General features: G+C 71.2%; 32 protein-coding genes. 14 read left to right on the top strand and 18 right to left on the bottom strand.

Going from position 1 to position 24,391, the window contains the following annotated elements:
- Nucleotides 1–32: 32 nt before the first annotated feature.
- From HNO83_RS16010 to HNO83_RS15995, 4 genes are all read right to left on the bottom strand, one after another.
- Entirely contained in the window at nucleotides 33–1,187 is a 1,155-nt protein-coding gene (locus tag HNO83_RS16010) for a glutathione-independent formaldehyde dehydrogenase (protein WP_175338522.1), read from the bottom strand.
- Nucleotides 1,188–1,331: 144 nt separating this feature from the next.
- The gene (locus tag HNO83_RS16005; RefSeq protein ID WP_175338521.1) at nucleotides 1,332–2,183 is read right to left on the bottom strand and encodes an alkaline phosphatase family protein; all 852 of its coding nucleotides are present in this window, start codon (nucleotides 2,181–2,183) and stop codon (nucleotides 1,332–1,334) included.
- 107 nt (nucleotides 2,184–2,290) lie between these two features.
- On the bottom strand, nucleotides 2,291–2,854 hold the full coding sequence (locus HNO83_RS16000) for a hypothetical protein (RefSeq protein ID WP_175338520.1): 564 nt from the start codon (nucleotides 2,852–2,854) through the stop codon (nucleotides 2,291–2,293).
- Between the two features lie 58 nt (nucleotides 2,855–2,912).
- Complete coding sequence (locus tag HNO83_RS15995; protein WP_175338519.1) at nucleotides 2,913–3,578, bottom strand: Type 1 glutamine amidotransferase-like domain-containing protein; 666 nt, start codon at nucleotides 3,576–3,578, stop codon at nucleotides 2,913–2,915.
- A 322-nt stretch (nucleotides 3,579–3,900) separates the two neighbouring features.
- On the opposite strand from HNO83_RS15995, the gene HNO83_RS15990 reads away from it, so the two are divergent.
- Entirely contained in the window at nucleotides 3,901–4,050 is a 150-nt protein-coding gene (locus HNO83_RS15990; protein ID WP_175338518.1) for a hypothetical protein, read from the top strand.
- A 70-nt stretch (nucleotides 4,051–4,120) separates the two neighbouring features.
- The gene (locus HNO83_RS15985; RefSeq protein WP_349627250.1) at nucleotides 4,121–4,726 is read left to right on the top strand and encodes a class I SAM-dependent methyltransferase; all 606 of its coding nucleotides are present in this window, start codon (nucleotides 4,121–4,123) and stop codon (nucleotides 4,724–4,726) included.
- 13 nt (nucleotides 4,727–4,739) lie between these two features.
- On the opposite strand, the gene HNO83_RS15980 is transcribed toward HNO83_RS15985, so the two are convergent.
- From HNO83_RS15980 to HNO83_RS15970, 3 genes are all read right to left on the bottom strand, one after another.
- Entirely contained in the window at nucleotides 4,740–5,255 is a 516-nt protein-coding gene (locus tag HNO83_RS15980) for a hemerythrin domain-containing protein (RefSeq protein ID WP_175338517.1), read from the bottom strand.
- A gap of 85 nt (nucleotides 5,256–5,340) precedes the next feature.
- The gene (locus HNO83_RS15975; protein WP_175338516.1) at nucleotides 5,341–5,595 is read right to left on the bottom strand and encodes a hypothetical protein; all 255 of its coding nucleotides are present in this window, start codon (nucleotides 5,593–5,595) and stop codon (nucleotides 5,341–5,343) included.
- A gap of 40 nt (nucleotides 5,596–5,635) precedes the next feature.
- A complete protein-coding gene (locus HNO83_RS15970; RefSeq protein WP_175338515.1) occupies nucleotides 5,636–6,289 on the bottom strand; it encodes a DUF805 domain-containing protein in 654 nt (217 codons plus the stop codon).
- A 139-nt stretch (nucleotides 6,290–6,428) separates the two neighbouring features.
- On the opposite strand from HNO83_RS15970, the gene HNO83_RS15965 reads away from it, so the two are divergent.
- Nucleotides 6,429–7,316 (top strand): helix-turn-helix domain-containing protein, encoded by an 888-nt coding sequence (locus HNO83_RS15965; RefSeq protein ID WP_175338514.1) that lies wholly within the window; start codon nucleotides 6,429–6,431, stop codon nucleotides 7,314–7,316.
- Here the strand turns inward: HNO83_RS15965 and HNO83_RS15960 are convergent.
- Nucleotides 7,313–8,524, bottom strand: a complete 1,212-nt coding sequence (locus HNO83_RS15960) for an MFS transporter (RefSeq protein ID WP_175338513.1) — start codon at nucleotides 8,522–8,524, stop codon at nucleotides 7,313–7,315. The genes HNO83_RS15965 and HNO83_RS15960 overlap by 4 nt on opposite strands.
- A 156-nt stretch (nucleotides 8,525–8,680) precedes the next feature.
- Nucleotides 8,681–8,818: a hypothetical protein gene (locus HNO83_RS15955; protein WP_175338512.1), complete on the bottom strand. Its 138-nt coding sequence runs from the start codon at nucleotides 8,816–8,818 to the stop codon at nucleotides 8,681–8,683.
- Between the two features lie 73 nt (nucleotides 8,819–8,891).
- Between HNO83_RS15955 and HNO83_RS15950 the strand changes: the two genes are divergently transcribed.
- Nucleotides 8,892–9,479: a dihydrofolate reductase family protein gene (locus HNO83_RS15950; protein ID WP_175338511.1), complete on the top strand. Its 588-nt coding sequence runs from the start codon at nucleotides 8,892–8,894 to the stop codon at nucleotides 9,477–9,479.
- A 42-nt stretch (nucleotides 9,480–9,521) separates the two neighbouring features.
- On the opposite strand, the gene HNO83_RS15945 is transcribed toward HNO83_RS15950, so the two are convergent.
- Both HNO83_RS15945 and HNO83_RS15940 read right to left on the bottom strand, forming a co-directional pair.
- Nucleotides 9,522–10,433 carry a DUF2971 domain-containing protein gene (locus tag HNO83_RS15945; RefSeq protein ID WP_175338510.1) on the bottom strand — a complete coding sequence of 304 codons (912 nt, stop codon included), beginning with the start codon at nucleotides 10,431–10,433 and terminating at the stop codon, nucleotides 9,522–9,524.
- A gap of 79 nt (nucleotides 10,434–10,512) precedes the next feature.
- Nucleotides 10,513–11,115 (bottom strand): TMEM175 family protein, encoded by a 603-nt coding sequence (locus HNO83_RS15940; RefSeq protein ID WP_349627249.1) that lies wholly within the window; start codon nucleotides 11,113–11,115, stop codon nucleotides 10,513–10,515.
- 150 nt (nucleotides 11,116–11,265) lie between these two features.
- Here HNO83_RS15940 and HNO83_RS15935 point away from each other — a divergent pair, with 150 nt between their 5' ends.
- Nucleotides 11,266–12,186: a universal stress protein gene (locus HNO83_RS15935; RefSeq protein ID WP_175338509.1), complete on the top strand. Its 921-nt coding sequence runs from the start codon at nucleotides 11,266–11,268 to the stop codon at nucleotides 12,184–12,186.
- Here HNO83_RS15935 and HNO83_RS15930 read toward each other — a convergent pair.
- The gene (locus HNO83_RS15930; protein WP_175338508.1) at nucleotides 12,155–12,592 is read right to left on the bottom strand and encodes a VOC family protein; all 438 of its coding nucleotides are present in this window, start codon (nucleotides 12,590–12,592) and stop codon (nucleotides 12,155–12,157) included. The two genes, HNO83_RS15935 and HNO83_RS15930, sit on opposite strands and share 32 nt — an antisense overlap.
- A gap of 86 nt (nucleotides 12,593–12,678) precedes the next feature.
- Between HNO83_RS15930 and HNO83_RS15925 the strand changes: the two genes are divergently transcribed.
- The gene (locus tag HNO83_RS15925) at nucleotides 12,679–13,155 is read left to right on the top strand and encodes a hypothetical protein (protein ID WP_175338507.1); all 477 of its coding nucleotides are present in this window, start codon (nucleotides 12,679–12,681) and stop codon (nucleotides 13,153–13,155) included.
- 14 nt (nucleotides 13,156–13,169) lie between these two features.
- Here the strand turns inward: HNO83_RS15925 and HNO83_RS15920 are convergent, their stop codons facing one another.
- Nucleotides 13,170–13,793 carry a hypothetical protein gene (locus HNO83_RS15920; protein ID WP_175338506.1) on the bottom strand — a complete coding sequence of 208 codons (624 nt, stop codon included), beginning with the start codon at nucleotides 13,791–13,793 and terminating at the stop codon, nucleotides 13,170–13,172.
- A gap of 45 nt (nucleotides 13,794–13,838) precedes the next feature.
- A complete protein-coding gene (locus HNO83_RS15915) occupies nucleotides 13,839–14,192 on the bottom strand; it encodes a cupin domain-containing protein (protein ID WP_175338505.1) in 354 nt (117 codons plus the stop codon).
- A gap of 107 nt (nucleotides 14,193–14,299) precedes the next feature.
- Between HNO83_RS15915 and HNO83_RS15910 the strand changes: the two genes are divergently transcribed.
- The 6 genes from HNO83_RS15910 to HNO83_RS15885 all read left to right on the top strand — a co-directional run bounded on the left by HNO83_RS15910 (nucleotide 14,300) and on the right by HNO83_RS15885 (nucleotide 20,958).
- Complete coding sequence (locus HNO83_RS15910; protein ID WP_175338504.1) at nucleotides 14,300–15,367, top strand: NAD(P)H-dependent flavin oxidoreductase; 1,068 nt, start codon at nucleotides 14,300–14,302, stop codon at nucleotides 15,365–15,367.
- A gap of 46 nt (nucleotides 15,368–15,413) precedes the next feature.
- Nucleotides 15,414–16,448, top strand: a complete 1,035-nt coding sequence (locus HNO83_RS15905) for an alpha/beta fold hydrolase (RefSeq protein ID WP_175338503.1) — start codon at nucleotides 15,414–15,416, stop codon at nucleotides 16,446–16,448.
- Between the two features lie 43 nt (nucleotides 16,449–16,491).
- Complete coding sequence (locus tag HNO83_RS15900; RefSeq protein WP_175338502.1) at nucleotides 16,492–17,157, top strand: class I SAM-dependent methyltransferase; 666 nt, start codon at nucleotides 16,492–16,494, stop codon at nucleotides 17,155–17,157.
- A 26-nt stretch (nucleotides 17,158–17,183) separates the two neighbouring features.
- Nucleotides 17,184–17,924, top strand: coding sequence for a GNAT family N-acetyltransferase (locus tag HNO83_RS15895; protein ID WP_217499138.1), 741 nt, complete (start codon nucleotides 17,184–17,186; stop codon nucleotides 17,922–17,924).
- A gap of 371 nt (nucleotides 17,925–18,295) precedes the next feature.
- Entirely contained in the window at nucleotides 18,296–19,348 is a 1,053-nt protein-coding gene (locus tag HNO83_RS15890; RefSeq protein WP_175338501.1) for an RHS repeat-associated core domain-containing protein, read from the top strand.
- Between the two features lie 689 nt (nucleotides 19,349–20,037).
- Entirely contained in the window at nucleotides 20,038–20,958 is a 921-nt protein-coding gene (locus tag HNO83_RS15885) for an NADP-dependent oxidoreductase (RefSeq protein WP_175338500.1), read from the top strand.
- Here the strand turns inward: HNO83_RS15885 and HNO83_RS15880 are convergent.
- From HNO83_RS15880 to HNO83_RS15870, 3 genes are read right to left on the bottom strand one after another with little or no spacing between them, the layout of a single operon-like run.
- Entirely contained in the window at nucleotides 20,952–21,125 is a 174-nt protein-coding gene (locus HNO83_RS15880; RefSeq protein ID WP_175338499.1) for a hypothetical protein, read from the bottom strand. The two genes, HNO83_RS15885 and HNO83_RS15880, sit on opposite strands and share 7 nt — an antisense overlap.
- A 44-nt stretch (nucleotides 21,126–21,169) precedes the next feature.
- Nucleotides 21,170–21,562 carry a DUF2200 domain-containing protein gene (locus HNO83_RS15875; protein ID WP_175338498.1) on the bottom strand — a complete coding sequence of 131 codons (393 nt, stop codon included), beginning with the start codon at nucleotides 21,560–21,562 and terminating at the stop codon, nucleotides 21,170–21,172.
- Nucleotides 21,562–22,734 (bottom strand): toxic anion resistance protein, encoded by a 1,173-nt coding sequence (locus HNO83_RS15870; RefSeq protein ID WP_175338497.1) that lies wholly within the window; start codon nucleotides 22,732–22,734, stop codon nucleotides 21,562–21,564. Before HNO83_RS15870 ends, HNO83_RS15875 begins: the two co-directional genes overlap by 1 nt.
- 146 nt (nucleotides 22,735–22,880) lie before the next feature.
- On the opposite strand from HNO83_RS15870, the gene HNO83_RS15865 reads away from it, so the two are divergent.
- Both HNO83_RS15865 and HNO83_RS15860 read left to right on the top strand, forming a co-directional pair.
- The gene (locus tag HNO83_RS15865; RefSeq protein ID WP_175338496.1) at nucleotides 22,881–23,246 is read left to right on the top strand and encodes an META domain-containing protein; all 366 of its coding nucleotides are present in this window, start codon (nucleotides 22,881–22,883) and stop codon (nucleotides 23,244–23,246) included.
- A gap of 48 nt (nucleotides 23,247–23,294) precedes the next feature.
- Complete coding sequence (locus HNO83_RS15860) at nucleotides 23,295–23,804, top strand: nucleoside/nucleotide kinase family protein (protein WP_249776779.1); 510 nt, start codon at nucleotides 23,295–23,297, stop codon at nucleotides 23,802–23,804.
- 19 nt (nucleotides 23,805–23,823) lie between these two features.
- On the opposite strand, the gene HNO83_RS15855 is transcribed toward HNO83_RS15860, so the two are convergent.
- Nucleotides 23,824–24,300, bottom strand: coding sequence for a DUF805 domain-containing protein (locus tag HNO83_RS15855; RefSeq protein ID WP_175338495.1), 477 nt, complete (start codon nucleotides 24,298–24,300; stop codon nucleotides 23,824–23,826).
- Nucleotides 24,301–24,391 lie beyond the last annotated feature (91 nt).

Genomic DNA, 24,391 nt, shown 5'->3' with positions numbered 1-24,391 from the left:
AGTTCCGGGCGCCGCCGCGGCTCACTCCGCCGTCAGGCGTTCGCGCCCGCCGGGTGGAGGACGACCTTCGTCCAGCCGTCGTCGCGGTTGTCGAAGTGCTCGTACGCGTCGGGGGCCTCATCCAGGCTGAGTTCGTGGCTGACGATCCAGGACGGGGTCGCCTTGCCCGCGGCGATCAGGTCGCGCAGCCGCCGGTTGTACTTCTTCACGGGCGCCTGCCCGCTGCCCATCGTCTGTCCGCGGAACCAGAACTGGCCGTAGTCGAAGACCACCTCGCCCTGCTTCGCCAGTTCGTCGGACGCGCCGGGGTCCTGCGGGACGTAGACGCCGACAACGCCGATCGTGCCGGTGAACCGGACCGACTGCACCAGCCGGTTGAGCGTCATGTTGGGGTGCTCGTGGCCCTGCACGTCGTGCGCCTGGTAGCCGACGCACTCGCAGCCGTTGTCGGCTCCGAGCCCCCTGGTCAGCTCGGTGACGGCCTCCACCGGGTCGACCTTCGAGTCGTCGATCGCGATGGCCCCGATCTCCTCCGCCAGCTTCAGGCGATCGGGATGGCGGTCCACCACCATGACCCGGCTCGCGCCCTTGAGCGTGGCCGAGTACGCGGCCATGAGGCCGACCGGACCGGCGCCGTAGATCACGGTCTGATCGCCCGGCTTCACCTGGGCCATCTCGGTGGCGTGGTATCCGGTCGGGAAGATGTCGGCCAGCATCACGTAGTCCGACTGCTTCTCCCCGGCGTCCTCTCCCAGCCGCAGGCAGTTGAAGTCGCCCCACGGCACGCGCAGCAGGTCGGCCTGCCCGCCTGCCCACGGTCCCATGTCGGCGAAGCCGTATGCTGCTCCGGCCCACTCCTTCTTGGGCTGGGCGGTCAGACAGTAGTTGGTGAGGCCGCGCTCGCAGTTCTTGCAATGCCCGCACGCGACATTGAACGGCAGCACGACGTACTCGCCCACCTGCACCTTGTCCACGCCCGAGCCCACCTCGACGACCCGGCCGAGGTTCTCGTGGCCGAACCAGCGCCCGGTCTCGAAGTCCGTCCGGCCCTCGTACATGTGCAGGTCGGACCCGCAGATGTTGGTCGAGGTGATCTGCACGAGGACGTCCGTCGGCCGCTCGATCCGGGCATCCGGGACATCCTGGACGCTGACCTGACGCGGCCCGTCATACACGACTGCTTTCATTGCTTCTTCCCTCCATCGATGGATACGAGGGGCGGCGCTCATCCATCCCGATTCGGGCGTCGCTCCGCTACCGCACGCACCGTAGGCGCGAATCCCGCCGGGTGACCCGGTTGACAGATGGACGCGGGCGGAGTGACCCGTGTCTCAGCGCAGCATGCTCGTCATCGGTGTCGCACGGGCGACCTCCGAAGTTAGCGGCGGGAGCCCCCACGCGTCCTCGATGGTGCGCAGCAGCGAGTAGTGGGTGAAGGACTGCGACGCGACGGTCCGCGGCCGGGCCGCGGGCCCGGCGAAGATGCAGGCCACGATGTTGTCCGCCGAGTCCCCCTCGTCGAAGGTGATCACCAGGAGCGAGCGCTGCCGGGTGAAGGCGGGCGACTCCAGGATGCGCGGGATGTTGTTCTGCAGCCACGCATCCCCCTGGGCGATGGAGCAGTCGTGCATGTCGTCGCACAGGTTCGGGCTGATGAAGGCGAAGTCGGGCAGGGACGTGGTCGTGGCCAGGTCGCTCGCCAGCCGGTCGTAGGGGACGTCGTGGCTGCGGCAGTAGGCCGGGTCGGCGGTGACCCTGGGGAAGTACAGGAAGGGGTTGTGCTTCACCGCGTACAGCGGGGTGTTGGCCGTAGTGCAGGGCGCCGGCATGCTCTCGGCGTACATCCGCCAGCTCCGCCCGGCCCGGTCGAGCGCCTGCGCGAGGTTCGGGCCGGTGTCGAGGCACGATCCGCCCGGCGGGTTGCAGTCGGTGGTGATGCCCGCGGTCGTGCCGCTGGTCAGCGCCAGGTAGTTGGGGAGGCTGGGATGCGCCACGGCAGAGTAGTGGCTCGCTTGCGCGAACGACCGCGCGAGCCCGTTCAGGTAGGGCGCCGCCGGGTTGCCAACGACCGACTGCGCAGGCTTGTTCTCCTCGACGACGACCACGACGTGCTGGATCGCGCCCGGCGACGGCGACGGGCTGCTCCCGGTGTCGCTGCTTTGACTCCCGGAGCGAGTCGGCACCGCGCCGCCGCTGCACGCGCACAGCGCGAGCGCCAGAAGGACCGCGCACACGGCACCACGAACCCGCCTCACCATGCCCGGAGACTACGCGCGTCGCCGCGCTGCCGTCAGGGGCTCGGACGGTCGAGGCGGCGGCCGAGGACGACGTGGAGCACGGCCCCGCAGGCGAGCGCCGCGAGGGTGAGCAGCCAGCCGAGTAGGAGCAGCAGGCCGAGGCGGTCGGTGCGCTGCTCGAAGGCGGACAGAGACTGGCCCGCCGCGATCACGACCTGGCCCTCCCGGGCGGTCGTCAGGGCCAGCCGCACCCCCGGCTGAGGCTCCCAGGTGAGGTGGTCGGAGCCGTTGGCGACCGTGTTCTGCAGCACGCCCTCGGGGATGCGCGCGCGCTTGCCGTCGAGGTAGCCGTCGCCCGCGATCGGTCGTCCGTCGGCGTTGTAGACGACGTAGAACGGCATGCGGCTCTCCGCGACGTTCACGCGCGGGCTCTGCGCCGCACCCGGGGTGTCGCTGCCCGACACCGAGACCAGCTGCGAGATCAGCGCCTGCGGGGCGTCGTCGGCCGACGATCTGTCGCCCTGCTGGACCACCCCGTACACCGCGCCGATCGCCACCGTCGCCACGAGTGCTCCGACGATCCAGGGGACCAGCCGATCCACCGTTCGCATCACCATGGCCACAGCATAGGAACCTCAGGTGAACGCGCGCGTCGTCCTCGCGGCTGATTCCGGGTCAGTGATCGAACCGCTCCCAGTTCCCCTCGCCGACCACCTCGACGCTCCCGTCGACCACGGCGATCGCGGTGTGGTCGTCGATCGCGTACGACCGGCCGGGGATGCGCGTCGCCCAGCGCCGGGCCGCCTCGAGAGTGTTGCCGGTCCATCCCGGGTAGTCGAGGTGGGGGAAGATCGAGAAGTCGACGAGGCCGAGCGTGTCGTCCGGGCCGTCCGGCTGCCAGTCGAGGAACTCGCCGCCGACGCGCGGCGTCAGCACCATGCTGCCCGCGCTCACTCCGACCCAGACCGTGTCGGTGAGCTCGGGCAGCAGGTCGGCGAGCTTCGAGCGCTGCAGCCAGGTCGCGAGGCACCGGGCCTCCCCGCCGTCGACGAGCAGCACGTCCGCCTCGCGCACCCACGGCATCCAGCGCTCGTCGTCGATGCCCGGCAGCGCGGTCAGCTCGAGCACGCCGACCGATCGCCAGCCGAGGCCGACGAGGCTGCTGTCACCTCGTCCTGCCGTCGACCTCCAGACGGTCTGCGGGCTGCACGCGGGTTGCCCCCACTGAGCGGTGGGGATGAACAGGGCGTCGCTCTCGCCGATCGGCTTGCCGAGCATCCCGGTCAGCGCATCGCTGATGCCCTGGTTCGTGACACCACCCGAGGTGAGCAGCAGCTTCATCGACGACCTCCCGGATCGACATGCCGAATCGCCGACCACCCTAGACCCGCGCCGCGGCCCCGCTCACGCGCAGGAAGACCGTGAGCCAGGCGAACACGATGACTCCGGCGATCAACTCGGTCGCGGTGAGCACGGCGTCTACGGGGTCGGCGCGGTGATGAGCGCGCTGTCGCCCGGACTCGGGCTGCTCATCCTGGGCAACTCGATCCTGGAGGGCGCGGGAACCGCCCTGCTCATCCCTCCGGTCTAGGCGCAGCAGGGCGAGATCTCCGGCCTCTCCCGCAGCGTCTCCAACCTCGGGTCGAGTTTCGGCACCGCGATCGTGGCGACGGTGCTCGGCTTCGGCGCGGGGGAGCGGGCCGGAGGCTACGTCCTCGCGATGATGGTCCTCGTCGTCGTCGCCCTCGGCGGTGCGGTCGTCTCCGGGTTCCTGCCGCACAAGCGCCCGGACGCGGTGCCCGCGGCGGCGTGAGGAGATCGCCCGCACCGGCTCGTCGCCAGCGTTCGCCCGACCGCTGCCGTCGGTGCCTAAGCTGGACGTCGTGTCGAGTGGGGTGAGGGATGCGTACGCGCGTCGGTCGGCCGAATACATCGACCTGTTCGGCTCCATGGAACCGGTGCATCACGCCGATCTGCATCTCGTGTCCGCCTGGGCGGATTCCCTCGTGGGCCCGGTGATCGATGCGGGATGCGGTCCAGGGCAGTGGACTGATCACCTCGCGTCGCGCGGGAAGGACGTCCGCGGCGTCGACCTGGTGCCCGAGTTCATCTCCCGGGCACGAGAGAGCTATCCCGGAGTCCGGTTCGATGTCGGCGGCTTCGACCGGCTTGACGCCGAGAGCTCGTCGATCGGCGGCGTTCTGTCGTGGTACTCGCTGATCCACCAGGAGCCGGACGACATCCAGACGCCGCTGCGCGAATTCGCCCGGGTACTGCGTCCTGGCGGGGGCCTGCTCGTCGGGTTCTTCACCGGGCCGGCCTTGGAGCGGTTCCCGCACGCCGTGGTCGACGGCTACCGCTGGCCGGTGCCCCTCCTCGCTTCAGAGGTGGGTGGCGCCGGGTTCGACGTGGTGGAGACGTACGAGCGGGTGCAGGCGGGCGCCCGCCCCCAGGGTGCGATCGTGGCTCGGCGGCGGGCCGTCCAGTAGGGAGCTTCGTCGCTCAGGAGTGCTCCTCCACGTACTCCTCCGGGTCCTCGTCGCGCGGGATCACGCCGGCCGCGGCATGGCGGGACTCGAAGGCGAGGAAGGCCACCGCCATCCGGTGCCGCTCGTCGCGGTCGAGGTGCCGTCGGATGTCGGTGAGGCCCTGGCGCTCCTCCTCCGCCATGTGGTCGCTGTTGACCTCGTTGACCTCCGCGATCGCCTTCAGCCAGTCGATCGATCCGACCTCGTGATCGTCGACGCCCGCGATCGCGTCGCGGATCTCGTTGTGGTCGTGGATGGCGTCCTCGGTCTCCTCCTGCGGCGACTCCTTCTCGACCAGGTCTCGCTGCAGCTTCACCAGCCGAGGGTAGAAGAGGATCTCCTCGGCCTTCGCGTGCACCTCCAGCAGGATCCGGAGGCGGCCCCAGACCGCCGACAGCGCGTCCCGATCCGACGTGTCGATCTCCTCCAGCATCGCGAACATACGACGCTGCTCGTGGTGGTCGGAGAGGATGACCTCAGTGATGTCCACGGTGACTCCTTCCTCGGCGTCCCGCGCCGGTGCCCGTCTGCGGTGCACGGTACCCCGGTACAGGCCGGGGAGATCCTCCTCGCCCTCAGTCCTCGGACCCACCCGCGGGCGGCGCGTACGCACCGCGGCCGTGGCGCTGGTCGCGCACCGCGATCGTGAGCATCACGGATCCGGTGATCGCCCAGATGGCGGCGATGAGGTAACCCCAGGGATTCGTTCCCTCGGCCACCGTGACGACGAGCCAGCACACGGCGATGACGAGCCAGACGATGCCGCTGCGGATGCGCGGCCGCCCGAAGGCGACACGGAACCAACGCGCATCGGTCCCCGGTTCCCCCATGAGGAGACTCTAGTGAGTGCAGTCGGAGTTCGATCCGGAGTCAGCGCGGAGCGTCGCCGGTCGGCTCCTCCGGCGGCGGAGCGGGCGCGGCCGGCGGCCGGGGCGGCGGTGCCGCGTAGAGCGGCTGGCCGCCGGCCGGACCGGCGTACGGGAGGGGGACCTGCGGGCGGCTGTAGTCCTGCGGCGTCGAGTATGCCCCCGGAGTGGGCGCGACGTAGCCGGGCATCTCGCCGTCCGGGCGGTCGAACCGGGCGCCGCGCGGGTTGGGCGGGAGGAGCGTCATGACCAGGATCGCGAAGCCGCCGAGGCTCGGGATGAGCAGGAGCAGCAGGAAGAGCCCGCTCAGGTCGACATCGTGCAGCCGTCGCGCCGCGAGTGCGAGTCCCGGGACCACGGTGGCGAGCCACCAGCCGACGAGCAGGATCACGCCGACCGCGATCCCCGGTCCCGGCGTGAAGCTGCCCTCGGAGTCGACGCGCGAGCCGACCATCGCGCCGGCCAGCACGACCAGATAAAGGCCGAACACGATGAGCGCGTCGGCGAGCGCCCACCACCAGTACTCGCTGCGGCTCGCCCTCCCGTCGAACCGTGCGTACTTCTTCCAGTAGCGGACGAACGCCTCGCCGAACGAGGCGCCGTAGTAGGGCGCCCACAGGGGCACGCGCGGCGCCGCCGGCGTTCCGGGCTCGATCATGGTGACCCCCTCGATCCGGCGCCGGGCGCTCCGGACGCCGCCAGGATACTGCGGTCCGCGGTCGGCGGAGCAGGGCCCTTCGCCTCCCCGCTACCGAGCGCAGGGGAATGACCGCCGCGGCCGCGCGGTTCGACCTCTCATGAGTGAGACCGCGAGCGCCGCCACCGCAGAGTCGCCCGTCCGCCCGGTATTGGAAGACCTCGAGGGTCTCCTGCTGCGCCTGGACTGGACCCTGCTGGGCTTCGCGCAGACGGCGCTCGCCGCCGGCCGCAGCACCGCGGTGCCCGCCGGTTCGGTCCGCTTCCACTACGTGGTCTCCGGCTCCGTCGAGATCGCCGGGTGTGCGCTGCCGGTCAGGCTGACCGCGGGCGACTTCCTGATGCTGCCGCGCGCCGGGGCGCACCGGGTCACAGCGAGCGAGGACGCCGTCGTCGCCTCCGGGGAGCTCGCCGCGGCCAGCACCTCCGGGCAGCCGTTCACCCTCGCGCTGCCGGAGTCGTTCGGCGCGTGCGGGTTCGTCGTGCGCGAGCCGTCCATGGGGCCGCTGATCCAGACGCTCGGCATCGAGTTCGGGCGGATGCGGACCGGAAACTGCCTGATGGCGAGCCGGATCGCGACCATCATCGCCTCCGCCGCCGTCCGCTCCTGGGTGGAGAACGGATGCGCCCCCGACCAGTGGCTGGTCAGCGTCCGCGACCCGCACATCGCCCGGGCCGTCGCCGCGATGCGCGAGGCGCCGGGGGAGCCGTGGACGGTGGAGCGGCTGGCCCGCGTCGCGAGCGCCTCCCGCACCGTGTTCGCAGAGCGGTTCCGGGAGCTGGTGGGCGACTCGCCCAACCGCTACCTGACCACCGTGCGGATGGAGCAGGCCGCGCAGTTGCTGCGCGACGGACGGCTGAGCGTCGCCGATGTCGCATCCCGTCTGGGCTACAGCTCCGACGTCGCGTTCAGCCGCGCGTTCCGCCGGCACACCGGGGAGAGCCCGGCGACCTGGCGACGGGAGGCCGCGGCCGCGCTCTCGGCTTAGCCGTCCGTGCGCCGGCGGCGCGCCGTGCTGAGCAGCACGCCACCGAGCACCGCGACGATGCCGCCGGCGACCAGCGCCTCCTTGACGCCCGCACCGTCGACCAGCAGGCCGCCCGCCGCCGCGCCGAGGGCGATCGCGAGCTGGAACGCGGCGACCACGAGTCCGCCCGCCGCCTCCATCCGCTCCGGCTCGACGCGTGCCGCCCAGGTCTGCACCAGCGTCGGGACGCCGCCGAACGCGAAGCCCCACAGCACGACGGCGGCGATGGCGAGCGGGACCTGATTCGGCAGCAGTGCGAACACCGTCACCGCCGCCCCGAGCACGGCGGGCATGACCACGAGCCCGGTGCGCAGCCTCCGGTCGGCGACGACTCCCGCCACGAGGTTGCCGGCGAAACCGCCGAGGCCGTAGGCGGCGAGCAGAGCGGCGAGACCGGCCGTTGTCAGACCCGGGATGTCGGCCGCGCCCAGCCGGATGTAGGTGAAGCCGGCGAAGTGGCCGCCGGCGAGCAGCGCGATCCCGAGCAGCCCGACGAGCATGACCGGCGACCGCAGCGCCGTGAAGAGCGCCCGGACCCCGGAGCCCTGGGCGGGCGTCACCCGCGGCAGGAGGAACCGCTGCGCCACGGCGGCGGCGACCGACATGACGGCCACCAGCACGAACACCGCGCGCCAGCCCCAGAGGGCGCCGAGGAAGGCGCCGAGCGGCACGGCCACCACGGTGGCCAGCGAGACGCCGGTGTTGACGATCATCATTGCCCGGCCGAGGTGCGCGGGCGGCACCAGCTGGGCGGCGACGGCGACGGCCATCGACCAGAACCCGGAGATCGCGATCCCGAGCAGCACACGCGCGATCAGCAGCACCCAGAACTGCGGCGCGATGGCCACCAGGATGTTGGACAGCGCGGCCAGCACCGCGAGCCCGACCAGGAGGGTGCGCCGGTCGAGCCGGCGGAACAGCGGCCCGATCGCGGGGCCCGCCACCACACCGATCAGGGCGGTGGCGGTGACCGCCTGTCCCGCCGTCCCCTCGGTGATGTGGAGGCCGGAGGCGATCGGCGACAACAGGCTCGCCGGGAGGAACTCGGCGGTCACCAGGGCGAACACGCCGGCCATCAGCGCGACGACGCCGCCCCACGACGCACGGTCGTCCGGACGCGCGGCGGGGACGGAGGCGGTGTCCGGCACAGGGGAGGTCTCGACGCTCATACGACCAGCCTGAAGCCCGTCCGCCTCCCGCACCCGATCCATCGTCCGCCTCTCCTGATCGACCGTCCGGACATCCCCCGCCATCAGCTCCGGACTTGTTCGACCGACACGCCGCCGGAAACGCGAAGAACTCCGGAGCTGACGGCTGCGGGGTGCTTAGTCGCGCTCCTCCTCGGCCTCGAGGTCTTCGTCGGCGTCGACGAACGAGTCGTCGGACTCGGTCGCGCGGACGGCCGCCAGGGCCTCCGCCTCCGCGGCGTCCGACGCCTCCTGCTCCCGCCTGTGCCTGGCCATGTCGCTCCCTTCGATACGTGCACTATACGAGCGGAGGCTTCATTCCGCGCCCGCTGCGCACTACCGTGATCCCGTGCTGATCTACTCGATGGGGGTCTCGGCGGACGGCTTCATCGCCGACGACGAGGGCGCGTTCGACTTCACGGCGCCGGGCGACGAGCAGTTCCGGTTCCAGGCCGGTCAGGTCGCGCGGCTGGGCGGCTACCTGCTGGGGCGCCGGCTGTACGAGACGATGCGGGTGTGGGACACGGACCCGTCGCTGCGGGCTCCGCGGTCGGGGGTGGCCTTCGCCGAGAGCTGGTCCGCCCTCCCGAAGGTCGTCTTCAGCCGGACGCTGACCCAGGTGGAGGGGAACGCCCGCCTCGCGACCGGTTCCGTCGAGGAGGAGGTAACGGCCGCCCTGGCCTCGGCCGACGGCGACGTCTCGATCGGGGGAGCGGACCTCGCCGCAGAGGCGATCCGGCTCGACCTCGTCGACGAGTACCGGCTGTTCCGCTACCCCGTGGTCATCGGCCGGGGCACCCGCTACTGGCCCGACCTCGACCACCGGCTGCCGCTCGCCCTGGTCGGCACGCGGACCTTCGGCGGGCGGGTGGTCTACGAGGAGTACCGGAGGCTGCGCTACGCCGACTCCGACCAAGCGCGATCATCCGACGGATGAGTCGCATTTCGATGGTCGAACCCACGCGGTGTGCGAGGCAGGCTACTGGAATGGGATCGCTGATGGGCGGATGTCTGGACTAACGGATGAATCGAACCACTTCGAGTCCCTCCGCTCAAAGTAGTCGTGAAGTGCCGCGATGTTGCGCTCCTTGTGTACTCCCGGGCCCACATATATCTCTCGGATGCCCGCTGGATCTATCGGCACCTTCCAATAGGGAACCGCGAGTCCCGTGGGACTCGTCCGGAAACACAATTCACCCCGATCGGTTGAGGAGTCGTGACCCTCGGCGCCGCGGTATGGGGGCGTCGAAAGCAGAAGTCGGACTTCCTGCTCTTCTTCGAAGCTGGGGTCCTTGACCGCCAAGAATGCGCGTGAGGCGAAGCTCTTGCTCCTGATGTCATGGTTCCGTTCAGGATCGAAGCTAGACGAAGTCCTTCCGACCGGTGCCACTACACTCCGGATGCTCGCGTATGCGGCGTCGATTCCCGCATATCCGTAACCCACCTCAAGGAACTCGTAGTCCATCTGGAAGTCCGGCGGCTCGGGTATGAGCTTCCGCTTGTCGATGCCGATGGAGCAGCCGTTAGAAGCTGCGTAGCCCCTCCATTGACTCAACCGGTCACCCGATTTCGAGAAAGCGACTCCGAACGGTGTCGAATCTCGTTTGAGCTCGGCCTGCTCGGTGGCGATTTCCTCGAAGATGTTTGCAAAGTACGCGGGATTGTTATGACTATCCGGTCTGTCGTCTGGAGAGGTGGGCGGTTGCGAGCGGTACTCCTGAGCGAGGGCGCGAATCTTCTCAACTAACGCATCGCGGCCGTACTTGGTTTCTGTTGCGTCATTGCTATAGCGGAAATCGCTCGCCCAGAGTTCTCGATTGCGCAGGATGCTCAGGAGGTTCGCCATTGAGGTGTAGTGGTAGATCACCGCCGGTACATCTTCGTCCGTCACACACGGGACACTAGCGACCAGAGGCTTCGTAGGCCAGCGTCGCCGGTCGCAACACGGTCGCGAAGCTACGCAGGTGTTGCTACGCGGACTCCACCGTCCCGGTCTGATTGAACAGGTAGTACACGCTCAGCGCCGCGAAGCCGACGAGCATGGCCGGGGCGTAGAGCACGCCGACGACGGTGAGCAGCGGATAGAACAGCGTCCCCGCCCCGAACCGCAGCAGCGCGGCGCGCCGGGCCGGGGGCTGCATCGCACCCGCACGCACCGCGCCCAGCGTGATGCGCCCGTACAGGAACGTGAACGCGACCGCGAAGCCCGTGCACGCGCCCCCGTACAGCACGGCGGCGACCCGGATGTCGGCGGAGTCGCCCTCCACGAGTGCGCCGGAGAGCGTGGAGGTCGTGAACGGGATGGCCGTGACGAACATCAGCAGGATGAGGTTCCAGAACAGCAGGAGCCGGTCGACGGCCGTGGTCAGGCGGAGGATCGAGTGGTGGTTGACCCAGATCACGCCGATCACGAGGAAGCTGACGACGTACGCGGCGAACGACGGCCACGCGGCGAGGAGCTGCGCGAGCAGGCTCTGCTCCCGGCTCGGCTCCAGGTGCAGGTCGAGCACGAGGAGCGTGATGGCGACCGCCAGCACGCCGTCGCTGAACGCTTCCAGCCTGACCTTGGACACGGTTCCTCCGTCGCTGCGGGTCGCGGCGCGCCCCGAACGTGCGCGCTCGCGACGATTCTGCCCGCGGCGGCCCGGGATGGCACGCGACCGTGCCGTGGGCGCGCCGGGAGGCTACCGTTGTGGTGTCACGGCGGATGCGCGGAGGGGCCGATGGCGGACACGATCATGGTGGCGGTGGACGGGGAGCCGGAGCACCGCGCCGCCCTCGACTGGGCCGCCGCCCGCGCCGCGTGGATGCCGGCGAGGCTGGAGCTCATCCACGTCGTCGAGCGCTCCTTCTCCGACAGCGGGGAGCAGTCCGGGCGGATGCTGACGCTCGCCGGGCGCGCGCTCGTCGCGGAGGAGGAGCGCTACGCGCTGCGGCGCGCCCGAGCCGCCCTGCACCTGGAGCACGCGGACGCCGACCCGGCGCGAGCGGAGCCGGAGATCCGCAGCCGTGTCCTGTTCGGGCACGCCGGACGCGACGTCGTGGCCGCCTCCGCCGGGGCGCTGCTCCTGGTCGTCGGCACCCCGCCCGCCGCGCGGACGCAGCGCGCCCTGGCCGGGTCGATCGCGGCGAGGGTGGCGTCCGCGGCGGCATGCACCGTGGTGGCGGTCCCGCACGGTTGGCGGGGCCACGGTCGCGGGATCGTCGTCGGCGTCGACGGGGAGCCTCCCACCGGCCCGGCGGTGGACTTCGCGGGCGACGAGGCCGCGCGACTCGGGGAGCCGCTGGTGGTCGTGTACGCCGGATACGCCGTCGGCGCGGTCCGCAACGGGCGCCGCGCTGCCGGTCCGGCCGCGACGGACGACGCGCGGGGACGGATCGTCACGGCCGCCGCCGACCGCGCCCTCCGTAGGCATCCCGGGCTCGTCGTGCGCGCGCGCGTGGTCGAAGCGGCAGCGTCCGACGGCCTCGTCTCTGAGGCGCGCGGCGCACGGATGCTCGTGCTGGGCACCCACGACCGGCGCGGCGTGAAGCGCGTGGTGCTCGGGTCGGTCGGTCACGACGTCCTGCTGCGCGCCCGCCTGCCCGTCGTGATCGCGCGGGCCGTGGCCGTCAGCCCTTCGTCAGGTCCTGCGCCAGCATGACGAGGATGCCGCTCGGGCCGCGCAGGTAGGTCAGCTTGTAGACGTCGCGGTAGTTCGCGACCCCGCGCAGCGGACGGCAGCCGTGCTTCGCCGCGATCGCGAGCGCCTCGTCGATGTCGTCGACCGAGAACGCGACGCGGTGCATCCCGATCTCGTTCGGCAGCGTCGGCTCCGTCTCGATCGCGTCGGGGTGGAGGTACTCGAACAGCTCGATGCTGCCCTGCCCGTCGGGCGTCTGCAGCATGGCGATGCTCGCGTGGTTGCCGTCGAGGCCGACGGCGGTGTCCGTCCACTCGCCGCTCACCGTGTCGCGGCCGACCACCGTCAGCCCGAGGTCGGTGAAGAACGAGACCGCCTCCTCCAGGTCGCGGACCGCGATGCCGACGTTCTCGAGGTGGATGGCCATGCGCCGGATGCTACCAGCGGCCCGGCGGTTCCGCTCCGGCTCGTGGTCTGCCAGGATCGTTTCCGTTACGACGCGAGGGGGACGCGATGCCGACCATGACGCCCACGATCGACACGGGGCTGCTGTCCCGGCTGCCGGCCGGCCCGATCCTGATGCGCGTCCGGAGGCTGATCGTCACGACCGGCATCGCCGCCTTCGCCTACACGGTGCTCAGCAGCGGGAGCGCCGCTTCGTGCTCCGGCGGAGGAACGTCCGCCGACGGCGCCGTGACCCAGGCGACGTGCGCGAACCTCGCGCTGCGTCCGAGCTGGGCGGTGTACGCCGCGCTCGCTGTGATCGTGTTCGTCGCGATCGGCCGGGTGGCGCGGCGTGCGGAGACTCTGGAGGCGGCGAACCGCATCCTGGACCGCACCGCCATCGTCATCGTCGCCGTCGTGCTGGTGTCCGCGGCGGTCGGGTTGACCTGGATCATGCTGGTGCGGCCCGAGTCGCTGACCGGCGGTGGCACCGTCCTGTTCCCGTTCCCGTTCAGCTCGGCGGAACTCACCATCACCCATCAGTGACGCGTCCGCGCGGCTCAGCGCCTCCCGCGGAGCAGTGCGTAGGCGGCGCCGGTGGTCGTGCCGTAGACGAGGTGTGCCAGCAGGTCTTTGCCGAGGGTCGCCGAGTCGTACTCGGTGATCGGCTTGTAGAGGTGCATCGGCGGGAGGATGACGTAGCCGGAGAGCCACATCCCGGCGCCGAGCAGCAGTCCGTACGCCGCCCGCGGCCTGCGCAGCGAGCCGGCCAGCAGTCCGTACGCGGTCGCGCCGGAGATGCCGTACGCCCAGTGCGCGACGTTGTTCACGAGGGCCGCACGGGAGTCCGGCAGCCGGGTCTCGAAGAGTCCGTCGACGATCCGCCGCCCGACCTGCGCCGGTGCGGGGGCCGACTCCCACCCGGTGACATCGGCAGAGAACTCCCAGTCGGAGAAGGGCTCGGTGCCGCCTCCCCGCCGGTACTGCAGGTACAGCCACAGGTCGAAGGCGAGCGTTCCGACGACGCCCGCGGCGGCGCCGAGCACGACGGCGCCGACGGCGGTCGGCCGGGTGGAGGCCGATCGGGTGCGGCGGGCCACCAGGCCGGCGCCGACGACGCCCGCCGCCGTGGCGGAGGCGACCGCCGTCGCGGCCCGGCGCATGGTCGCTGTGCGGGATCCCATGCCCCTATTGGACGCCACGAGCGGCCCCTACGGGAAGGGGCGGCGTCAGCCCGGGACCGTCGGGCCGAGCGTTCCGTCGTGGTCGCGCTCGCCGGCGTCGCCTTTGAGCTCGACGATGATCGTGCGGGTCGGCGTGTCCCCGGTGTTGCTTCCGGCGTGCGTCTGCGCCGGGATCCAGACCGCCTGTCCTGCGGGCAGCTCGACGTCGGCGCTGCGGCCGCCCGACTCGAGGCGGCGGGAGAACGCGCTCAGCGTGACCATGACGGAGTCGGGATGCCGGTGCTCGGTGGTCCGGTCGCCCGGCTCGTCCCGGTACTGCAGCACCCGGACGCGGTCGTTCTCCCACAGCACCGAGTAGTGCGCGGGGTTGCTGACCACCGGGTCGTCGTCGTCGTCCACGCCCGCAGGGTAGCTCCGAGGCACGCCGCCCGGCCAGACCCGCGCTAGGATCGTGCGCGGCAGTTGCGTCACCGCAACGGCTCCGCGGCGAAGGAGGGATGCTCCCGATGGACCTGACCAGCCTGCTCGGCATCGAGACGCCGATCGTGCTCGGACCGTTCGGCGGGATGTCGTCGGTCGAGCTGACGGCGGCAGTCAGCGAGGCAGGCGGCTTGGGCTCGTTCGGCCTCTACGGCCTCGGGCCCGACCGCATCGTCGAGGTGACCCGCGAGCTGCGCGAACGGACCTCGCGCCCGTTCGCCCTCAACCTGTGGCTTCCGTTCCGGCGGGCGGGGGAGCCCGCGCCGGGTGGTGGCTTCGATCGCGGCGACTACGACCGGGCCGTCGACGCCCTCCGTCCGCTGTTCGCGGAGACCGGCGCCGAAGTGCCCGTGTGGCCGGTCGCGCCCCTCCCGGGCTTCGAGGAGCAGCTGGCGGCCGCGTTCGCAGCGCGCCCGGCCGTCCTGAGCTTCGTCTTCGGCGTCCCGTCGCCCGAGCTGGTCGAGGAGGCGCACCGCCGCGGCATCCGCGTGGTCGGCACCGCGACGACGGTGCCCGAGGCGGTCGCCCTGCAGGAGGGCGGCGTGGATGCGGTCGTCGCCTCCGGAGCCGAGGGGGCCGGGCACCGCCCGTCGTTCCTCGCCGACTCCGAGTCGAGCCTGGTGGGGAGCTTCTCGCTCATCCCGCAGGTCGTCGACGCCGTCGACGTCCCCGTCATCGCCGCGGGAGGCATCGCGGACCGCCGCGGGGTCGCCGCCGCGTTCGCCCTCGGCGCGAGCGCCGTGCAGGTCGGCTCGGCCTTCCTCGCCACCCGCCAGTCGGTCGCGCCTGCGGTGCACCGCGACCGCATCCGGTCGGCGCAGGCGCACGAGACCGTGCTGACGCGGGCCATGAGCGGGCGCTCGGCGCGCGGCCTGCCGAACCGCGCCGTCCGCACCATCGAGCAGTCGGGTGCCATCGCGCCGTTCCCGCTGCAGAACATCCTCACCGGCGTCTTCCGTCGGGCCGCGTCGCAGCGTGGCGACGCGGACCTGCTCTCCCTGTGGATGGGACAGAGCGCAGGACTGGCGCGTCACGATGACGCCGCGGACGTGTTCGCCGAGCTCGTCGCGGGGCTGCCGGGCGCATTGCGCTAGCGAGAATGCCGGTGCCGCCCCGGCGTGTTCCCGCCAGAATGGTCGCGTGCAGCAGCGCCTGAGCCGGGTCACGACGACCGACGGCACCGAGCTGGCCGTCGCCTCCGTCGGCGAGGGCCGACCCGTCGTGTACGTCTCGGGCTGGCTCAGCCACCTCGAACGGGGCTGGGAGCTGCCGCCCGAGCGCGCGTTCCTCGAGGGGCTCGCCGACGGCGTCCGGCTGGTCCGCTACGACCGCGCCGGCTGCGGCCTGTCGCCGGCGACCGGGAGGCCGCCGTCGCTGGAGTACGAACTCGAGCAGCTGGCCGCCGTCGTCGCGCCGCTCGGCCCCGAGCCGTTCGACCTCGTCGGTGCGTCCGTCGGGGCGCTGGTCGCCGTGGCCTGGGCGGCCGCGCATCCCGGAACCGTCCGCCGGCTCGTGCTGTACGGCGGCTGGGTCTCCGGCGACGCCGTGTCGCCCCCGAGCGCCCGCGAGCACGTGCTGGGCCTGGTGGAGTCGCACTGGGGTCTCGGCTCGGATGTGCTGACCGACATCTTCGCCCCCGACGCCCCGGCCGCCGTCCGGGCCCGCTTCGGCCGCTACCAGCGGGAGTCGTCCGACGCGCAGACCGCGCGGGCGCTGCTCGCCCTGAGCTACCGGCTCGATGTCGGCGACCTGCTCGGCTCGGTGCGCACGCCGACCCTGGTGGTGCACCGCGTGCACGACCGCGCGGCCCCCGTCGCCCAGGCGGAGGCGCTGGCGGGCTGCATCCCGGGTGCGGAACTCGCGGTGCTGCCGGGCCGCTCGCACCTCCCGTGGGCGGGAGACGCGCCGGAAGTGGTGGCGGCCATCCGCCGCTTCCTCGGTCTGCGGGTGGCGCGGACCGCCCCCGGGGCGCTGACCCCGCGGCAGCGCGAGGTCGCCGCCCTCATCGCCGAGGGCTGCACCAACCGGCAGATCGCCGCCCGGCTCGGCATCGACGAGCGCTCCGCCGAGGGGCACGTGGAGCGCATCCTGCTGCGGCTCGGGTTCCGGTCGCGCGCGCAGGTGGCGGCCTGGTTCGTCGAGCAGCAGGAGGCCGGCCGCGGCGAAGTGGGGTGACTCCACGCCTGCCCGGCCCGCGGCGCGCGGCCAGAGTGGACGCATGACCGACAGCATCGCCGACACCGGATCCGACACCGGCTTCCGCCAGCACGCCGGGCGTGGCCGCTTCAACGCCGCGTTCTTCCGCGCGATGGGCCCGTACCTGGATGCGGAACTGGGTCCCCGCAAGCAGCGCGTCTTCGCCGGGCTGGGGGACCGCGTCGTCGAACTCGGCCCGGGCGTCGGCGCCAACCTCCCGTACCTGCCCGCGGGTGCGACCCTGGTCGCGATCGAACCCAACCGCGCCATGCACGCGGGCCTTCGGGCAGCAGCCCGCCGCCACGGCATCCGGCTCGACCTGCACGAGCGGACGGCCGAGCGCACCGGCCTGCCGGACGCGAGCGCCGACACCGTCATCTCGTCGCTCGTGCTGTGCTCGGTCGCGGACCCGGCCGCCGCGCTCGCCGAGGTGCGCCGCATCCTCCGCCCCGGCGGCAGCTTCCGCTTCGCCGAGCACGTCGCCGCCCCCGATGGCACCGCCACGCGCGCCACCCAGCGCGTGCTGCGCCGCCCGTGGGCGTGGACCTTCGAGGGCTGCTCGTGCGAGCGCGACCTGGAGGGCGCCATCCGCGCCGCCGGGTTCGCCGAGGTGGAGGTGGAGCGCTACCGGCTGCGCACGCCGTTCGTCCCGTTCAACACGCACATCGCGGGGGTCGCGCGGGTCTGAGACCAGCACGGCCCTACGGTGGAGGGATGAGCGTCCCATCCGCCCGTGACCTGTTCATCGCCACCCACCTGGTGCGCGGCCGTGAGACCGGCACGGACGACGATTTGACGTGGTTCCACACCGGCGCGCCGCACGAGGAGCTCGGCGGTGTCCTGCTCGCCTCTCCGGAGCGCGTCGACGACGGTCTCGCCGCGATGGCCGGTCGCCCCGCCCTGTGGCATTCGTGGCCCGGCGACGACCGTCACGACGTGGAGGGCCAACTGGTGCGCCGCGGCTTCCGCTTCGTGGAGGAGGAACCTCTCATGGTGCTGGAGATCGCCAGTACGCCCGCGGGGCCGGCCGCGCCGCCCGGGATCACACTGCACGAGGTCGACGACGATACGGGGCTGAGGACGTGGGTGCGCGTGTGGAGCGGCGCGGCGCCGGACCCCGCGGTCGTGTCCGCGCTCGCCACCGCCGGTCTCGGTGATGGACGTCGCGTCCATCACCTCGTCGCGGTCCTCGACGGCAGGGCGGTCGGCTGTTCGGCGGCCGTTCTCGCAGGGGACGCGGTGGCGGTCGAGCATGTCGTGACCGAGCCGTCGCACCGGGGTCGTGGCATCGGCTCGGCCCTCACGGCAGCGGCGGTGGAGGCCGGTCGGGCGGCGGGCGCACGTCGCGCCGTGCTCACGGCGTCGCCGGACGGCGCGGGCCTTTACCGCCGGCTCGGCTTCGAGGAGCAGGGAACGGTGCGGCGGTTCGCCGCACCGGGGGCCGAGCACGTGTGACGGTGCGCAGAGACTCTCTGCGCGCTGATCCCGCTCGGCGTCGACCATCGGCTCCAGTTCCTAGAGCTCCAGCAGGGCGGCACGCAGCTGGCGGATGAGCCACTCCTTCGACCTCTCGCCGCCGGCCACCACCGAGGTGGGCGAGGCGTTCGCTCGCCGACCGCCTCACCGGAACCACGAACAGCGGCGCCCCGGCCGGCAGCGACGCGATCCAGTCCACCAACCTCAGCACGACGGGTGCGGCACCGAACCTGGTCTACGACCCGCGCGGGAACACCACCCTGCTCGCGGACCAGACCATCCAGTACGACCAGTCGGACCGGCACACCAGCACCACGACCGCCGGAACGACCGTCTCCTACATTCGCGATGTGACCAGCCGCATCGTCGCCCGCACGGTCACGCCGGCGGGCGGGACCGCGACGACCGTGCGGTACGGCTTCAACGACGGGGGCGACAGCCCCGACTGGACGCTCGATGGCACCGGCGCCGTCCTGGAGCACACCATGGCCCTGCCAGGCGGTGTGATCGTCTCGATCCAGCAGGCGGGCGGGAGTTGGGTGTGGTCGTACCCGAACATCCATGGGGATGTGGTCGTGAAGACCGGTGGAACAGGTACTCGCAGTGGTCCGCTGGCGCAGTACGACCCGTTCGGCAACCCGATCGACCCGGCCACCGGGCTGATCGGGACCACCAGCGCGGACGACGCCGTGCCGGCGAACACACCGCAGAACGCGACATACGGGTGGGAGGGCTCCAACCAGAAGCTCTACGAGCACGAAGGGTCCGTTGCCACGATCGAGATGGGTGCACGGCAATACGTTGCGTTGCTTGGGCGCTTCCTGTCCGTCGATCCTGTTTCGGGCGGCAATACCTGCGCTTACAACTACCCCAACGACTCCATCAATAACAACGACCTCACCGGCAACTACAGCATGAGGCTCAATGACGGAGGAACCACTCCCCAACGAGGAAGCATCACCATTCAGAAGTCCCACTGGGTCACCGGGAAAGGCCTTAGCAGCCGCAACATCGCTTACGGCGACAAAGTGCATATCGCGTTCGTCGGCTGGTGGGGCAAATTCACTGATAACCCCGAAGGACGCGACTTCCTTCAGGGGGTCGCATGGCTCGGCAAGCATGGCAGCGTCAGCGTAGGAGGGTGTTTGATCGTGGCTTGCGGAACCGCGGGTACGGGCGGTGTAGGTGTCGGACCAGGCACGGGTCTCAGTGCTCAGCTCCAGATCGGAATCTCCTCCGGTGAGGTTCATGGACCTGGCGCCTCAGTGGGCTGTGTTGGGACCGATGTTCTCGGTGTGTACGGCACATACTCGCGAGACTGGAAGGGTCGTGAATCCTCTGAGGTCGGCCTATCTCTCGGGGGTGGCCTAGGCTGTTCCGGTCAGGTCATGCTTTTCAAGTGAGCAATGGGAAGAAGTCATGAACATCGAGTCCATCGTGTTCTTATGCTCGGGCGTTGCCGCAGTCGTTGCCGGAGGAGCGTTGCTTGCATACCGTCAGCGAGTCGCTGACTGGATCCAGAAGAACGGTGAGCCAAGGTACGGCAACCTCTTGCCCAGCTACTACGGGAAATCGAAGCCCGGAGTCCTCATTTTTCCGGGCGTAGGCGCGATGATGGTAGGCGCCTGGCTAATCGCAAGCGCGCTGACGACCTAAATCGCGCTCAGGTTGATGGTTCGAGCCGGCCGAGGCTACTCGCACCGGCCGCTCCTGGTCTGGCGCAGTTGGATCCCGCGAATGGGCGGAACGGGACCTACTACGACCATTCACATGCAACGTAGCGCAACTTCGGCCCGCGATCGTCTTGACTCGATCAAGCCGGATTTCCGGTCGTACTCCGCGTATGAGATAGCGTCACGGATCCCCGCCTTCGTGCACGCGATGGGTGGCGTGGGCGCCTGCCCGCATTGCCCGGCCCTTGGAGGATCCATGATGGTCTTCACGCCGACCCGATGGGGTGCGCCAGCGGGCCCGCCGTTCGGACGGCTCGGCTGGCTCCAGGGCTTCGAGGCACGCGCGGCTTGCCGCCACCCCCTCCCGTCGCCGATGCTGCTGCTGTCAGATCAGCAGCATCCACCGCGAGGGAGCAGTCATGAAAGCCGTCACCGTGACCGACCGCGCCGCAGGCACCTCCGGCGTGCGGCTCACCGACCGTCCCGAGCCGCACGCCTCCGAGAACGACGTGATCGTGCAGGTGCACGCCGCCGGATTCACGCCGGGCGAGCTCGACTGGCCGGCCACGTGGACGGACCGTGCCGGACGGGATCGGGCGCCCACCATCCCGGGACACGAGCTCGCCGGCGTGGTCACCGGTCTCGGCTACGGCACGACGGGCCTGACCCTCGGCCAGCGCGTGTTCGGACTCGCCGACTGGACGCGCGACGGAACGCTGGCCGAGTACGTCGCGGTGGAGGCGCGCAACCTCGCGCCGCTGCCCGCGGACGTGGACTTCGTGACGGGCGCCAGCCTCCCGATCTCCGGCCTCACCGCCTGGCAGGGCCTGTTCGTGCACGGTCGCATCGAGCCGGGTCAGACGGTGCTGGTCACCGGAGTCGCGGGCGGGGTCGGGTCGATCGTGGCGCAGCTCGCGCGCGAGGCGGGAGCCTTCGTGATCGGTGCCGGGCGCGAGACCCATCGTGCGAGGGCGCACGACGCAGGGGTCCACGCGTTCGTGCACCTCGACGACGGGGACCTCGAGGAGTGCGGGCCGGTGGACCTGGTGTTCGACGTGCTCGGCGGCGACCTCGGCGCCCGATGCGCGGCGGTCGTGCGGGAGGGCGGGACGCTGGTCAGCATCGCAGCGCCGCCCGCGACCGAGCGGCCCGGGGTGCGGAGCGTGTTCTTCGTCGTCGAGCCCGACAGGGCGCAGCTCGCCGACCTGGTCGGCCGGGTGCGTGACGGTCGTCTGCGCACGTTCGTCGGGGACGTCGTCTCTCTGGACGATGCGCCGGCGGCCTTCTCCGGCGGCGCGTCCAAGGGCGGGAAGACGATCGTGCAGGTCCGCCCTCAGTAGTCCTCGCGCCGGTCCTGCTCCGCGTCGACCACCGGCTCCAGTTCCGAGAGCTCCAGCAGGGCCGCGCGGAGCTGGCGGATCAGCCACTCCTCCGACGTCTCGCCGCCGGCCACCACCGAGTCGAGGCGGGCGAGGCGTTCGTTCGCCGAACCGCGAAGGTCGTCCACGATGTCCTCCGATCCGCGGCCCGGGGCGGCCGCCTGCTGCGAGGCTAGCGGCCGGTGGCGCCGTCGGCCAGGGCGGCGCCCGCGTTCGCGCCGCGGAGGATCGACGACATCTTCTTGCCGCGGGCCACCTCGTCCACGAGCTTGTCCATGTAGCGGATGCGCTGCGTGAGCGGGTCCTCGATCTCCTCCACGCGCACCCCGCAGATGACGCCGGTGATCAGCGACGCGTCCGGGTTCATCCGCGGCGCCTCGGCGAAGAAGGTCTCGAGGTCGCGGCCGTCGTCGATCGCGGCGCGCAGCCCGTCCCGGTCGTAGCCGGTCAGCCAGCAGATGACGGTGTCGACGTCGTCGGCGCTGCGGCCCTTGCGCTCCACCTTCGCCACGTAGAGGGGATGGATGCTCGCGAAGCTCATCCGGAACAGCCGCTCCATGGGCATCACGGCCTCCGTTCCGTCGTCGGCCGCGACCGGCGCAGGTACTGCCGCGAGCGCGCGATCTGCTGGTCGAGCGCATCCACCGTCCGCTCCATGCTGCCGATCGCCTCGTTCCGGTAGGTGTCGATGCAGTCCATCGTCGCGAAGACGTCGTCGAAGGCGCGCTGCAGCACCTCCACGTCGACGGCCGACGAGGTCTGCTCCTTCTGCACCTGCTCGGTCTGGGTGCGCAGCACCTCGCCGGTGCGGCCGATGAGCGCGTTCGTGCTCTGGTGCAGCGCGGACAGCTGGTCGATGACCAGGCGCTGGTTCTCCAGTGCCTGCGCGACCACGACCGCGGTGCGCAGCGCGGAGACGGTCGTCGTCTTGGCCCGGTCGACGCCCTTGATGAGTTCGACGTTGTTCTTCTTGATCACGTCGAGCGCGAGGTAGGCCTGCACGGAGACGGCGATCTGGGTGGTCAGGTCCTGGCGGCGCTGGCGGATGGGGAACAGCGCCTCCTTCTCCAGCAGCGTCGCGCGGTCGGGGTCGGTCATGCGCAGGTCCGCGGCGGCCTCGACCGTGGCGCGGTCGAGCGCGGCGGCCAGCACGACGTACTCGTTGAGCCGCTCTGTCGTCTTCCAGAGGGCCGCGCGCTCCTTCTCGATCTCGACGTTGTCGCGGCGCAGCCACTCCTCGCCGTGGTCGAGCGCGGCGACGATGCCGTCGAGCTGCTTCTGCGCCGACTCGAAGCGCTGCACGTAGGCGCGCAGGCGGCGGCCGCCGGGCATCCGCGCGAGCATCCGGTTGCGGCCGGTGAGGTGCTGCGGGTCGAAGTCGCTGACGGTCGCCCGCAGCTCTTGCAGCGTCCGGATGACGCCGTACTGCGGGTCCGTCTTGATCTGCTTGCCGCGGGCGGCGGCGAGCGACGCGGCGGGCCGGTCGAGCAGCTGGCGGGAGGCGTCGCTCGACGCTCGCATCTCGGTGTCGCCGAGGTGCGAGAAGCCGACGATCTTGCGGGTGAACGCATCGCTGCCCGGCTCGGCGGCGGCGAGCTCGCGGATGAAGTCGCGCGCCCGCGTCTCCAGTTCGGCCTCGCGCTCGGGCGACACGGCGACCATGCCGACGGCCTGGTCCTCCGGCAGCTCCGGCACGGCCTCCGGCGGCCGCAACGGTTCCTCCGGTGCGATGTTCATGCGCTGCTCCTCCCCACACGGCGACAGTCGGTGCTGACACGATATATCGCGATCTGACCGCATGGGCAGGGGTCGCAGGGAACACTCAGGGCGGACGTCGGTCGTGTCTAGCCACATCATCCACGCCACGCGTACCCTCCGGGGCCATGAACAGGATGCGCACGGCCGGCGTGACGGCCCTCTTCGCCGCCCTCCTCCTCACGGCGTGCACCAGCCCGCAGGGGGGCACGGACGTCTCGGGCAAGTGGGGCAGCACCGACCCGGGGCAGCCGAACCTGATCGTCAACTCCGACGGCTCGTACAGCGGGTCGGACGGCTGCAACACGATGACCGGGAAGGGCACGATCTCCGGCAACACCATCGAACTGGGCACGGCGGCGATGACCCAGAAGCAGTGCAGCGACGTGAACACGTGGATGTCGAAGGCCGAGAAGGGCACGGTCGACGGCAACATCATGACGATGTACGACTCGTCGGGGAAGTCCATCGGGCGGCTCGACCGCAACGACTGATCGCCGGCGCGCGGTGCCGGAATGGGCGGCGGGCGCGTAGCGTTCCGGATGTCGGACGCCGACGGAGGGAGCGCGATGAGCGAGACGGGCGAAGTGGGCACCGGGACGCGGGAGTTCTTCGCGGAGGTGGCCCGGGAGTTCCTGCAGCACTACACGCACGGCCCCCGGTTCGTCGCGGTCACCGGGGTGCCGGCCGCCGATGCGGGCCGGATCGCGGACGGGTTCGCGGCGGCGCTGCGCGACGCGGATCAGGAGGCGGAGCGGGCGACGCTCCGGCCGGAGACCGGCGCCGACGGCTTCCGCACGGACGTGATCGCGCCGTTCCGATCGCGCGACGCGGTGCTCGTCGTCGACGGGCCGGGCCTGCTCGGGCCGGACTTCCGCGGCTTCTGGAACTTCTCGTTATGGGTCGAGCACGACCCGGAGCGGAGCCCCGACTGGTCGTTCGTGACGACCGGCCAGAAGGACCCGCTCGGCGCGCCGCGCGAGGTCGCGTCCGTCCTGCTGGACGACACCGACCCCGAGCGGCCGCGCCGGCTGTGGGCCGACTCCTGCTGAGGCGCCGGCCCGGTCCGCGCTAGGCGCGCGGACGGTCGAAGCGCGCGCCCTCGGGCTTGGAGGGCAGCAGCGTGAGGATGAGCAGGACGAACGGGATGAAGCCGAGGAAGAACAGAGGCCCCGGCAGGTTGGCGTCGTGCAGGCGGCGCCAGGTGAGCGAGAGATACGGCACCAGCGTCCCGAATGTCCAGACGAGGATGAGCAGACTCGGCACCCAGAACAACGGGCCGGGTGTCGACGCCCCGTCGGCGTTGACGAAGGTGCCCCGGCCGCCGAGCGCGAGGGCCAGCAGTTCCAGGGCGAGCGTGACCAGGAAGCTGACGAGGTACCACCACCAGTACTCGCTGCGGCTGGCGCGGCCGCTGAAGTCCGCGTACTTCTTGAAGAACCGCTGGAACGCCTGGGGGAGCGAGGCGCCGTAGAGCGGGGCCCAGAGCGGGGTCTCGCCGGTGCCGCCCTGTGCGGGCGGGGCGGGCTGATACTGCGGAGACGTCACGAGGAGTCCTTTCCAAGCCACATGGTCGGTGAGGTGGAGCGGGCACAGTCAATCGCATGGGAGCGACCTGTGCGTCTTTCGTGACGTGGCG

Source organism: Leifsonia sp. C5G2 (assembly GCF_013359685.1).
Classification (GTDB): domain Bacteria; phylum Actinomycetota; class Actinomycetes; order Actinomycetales; family Microbacteriaceae; genus Leifsonia.
The sequence above is the reverse complement of the archived record's forward strand: the minus strand, read 5'-3'. Positions and strand labels throughout refer to the sequence as shown.

Bases quoted from the DNA above. Each gene is read 5' to 3' on its own strand.
- HNO83_RS15875 (WP_175338498.1), bottom strand. From the start codon at position 21,562: ATGCCCATGGAGCGGCTGTTCCGGATGAGCTTCGCGAGCATCCATCCC.
- HNO83_RS15925 (WP_175338507.1), top strand. From the start codon at position 12,679: ATGCCGACCATGACGCCCACGATCGACACGGGGCTGCTGTCCCGGCTG.
- HNO83_RS15870 (WP_175338497.1), bottom strand. From the start codon at position 22,734: ATGAACATCGCACCGGAGGAACCGTTGCGGCCGCCGGAGGCCGTGCCG.
- HNO83_RS15975 (WP_175338516.1), bottom strand. From the start codon at position 5,595: ATGGGGGAACCGGGGACCGATGCGCGTTGGTTCCGTGTCGCCTTCGGG.
- HNO83_RS15920 (WP_175338506.1), bottom strand. From the start codon at position 13,793: ATGGGATCCCGCACAGCGACCATGCGCCGGGCCGCGACGGCGGTCGCC.
- HNO83_RS15930 (WP_175338508.1), bottom strand. From the start codon at position 12,592: ATGGCCATCCACCTCGAGAACGTCGGCATCGCGGTCCGCGACCTGGAG.
- HNO83_RS15910 (WP_175338504.1), top strand. From the start codon at position 14,300: ATGGACCTGACCAGCCTGCTCGGCATCGAGACGCCGATCGTGCTCGGA.
- HNO83_RS15900 (WP_175338502.1), top strand. From the start codon at position 16,492: ATGACCGACAGCATCGCCGACACCGGATCCGACACCGGCTTCCGCCAG.
- HNO83_RS15970 (WP_175338515.1), bottom strand. From the start codon at position 6,289: ATGATCGAGCCCGGAACGCCGGCGGCGCCGCGCGTGCCCCTGTGGGCG.
- HNO83_RS15965 (WP_175338514.1), top strand. From the start codon at position 6,429: ATGAGTGAGACCGCGAGCGCCGCCACCGCAGAGTCGCCCGTCCGCCCG.
- HNO83_RS16010 (WP_175338522.1), bottom strand. From the start codon at position 1,187: ATGAAAGCAGTCGTGTATGACGGGCCGCGTCAGGTCAGCGTCCAGGAT.
- HNO83_RS16000 (WP_175338520.1), bottom strand. From the start codon at position 2,854: ATGGTGATGCGAACGGTGGATCGGCTGGTCCCCTGGATCGTCGGAGCA.
- HNO83_RS15865 (WP_175338496.1), top strand. From the start codon at position 22,881: ATGAACAGGATGCGCACGGCCGGCGTGACGGCCCTCTTCGCCGCCCTC.
- HNO83_RS15955 (WP_175338512.1), bottom strand. From the start codon at position 8,818: ATGGCCAGGCACAGGCGGGAGCAGGAGGCGTCGGACGCCGCGGAGGCG.
- HNO83_RS15860 (WP_249776779.1), top strand. From the start codon at position 23,295: ATGTCGGACGCCGACGGAGGGAGCGCGATGAGCGAGACGGGCGAAGTG.
- HNO83_RS15995 (WP_175338519.1), bottom strand. From the start codon at position 3,578: ATGAAGCTGCTGCTCACCTCGGGTGGTGTCACGAACCAGGGCATCAGC.
- HNO83_RS15960 (WP_175338513.1), bottom strand. From the start codon at position 8,524: ATGAGCGTCGAGACCTCCCCTGTGCCGGACACCGCCTCCGTCCCCGCC.
- HNO83_RS15885 (WP_175338500.1), top strand. From the start codon at position 20,038: ATGAAAGCCGTCACCGTGACCGACCGCGCCGCAGGCACCTCCGGCGTG.
- HNO83_RS15895 (WP_217499138.1), top strand. From the start codon at position 17,184: ATGAGCGTCCCATCCGCCCGTGACCTGTTCATCGCCACCCACCTGGTG.
- HNO83_RS15935 (WP_175338509.1), top strand. From the start codon at position 11,266: ATGGCGGACACGATCATGGTGGCGGTGGACGGGGAGCCGGAGCACCGC.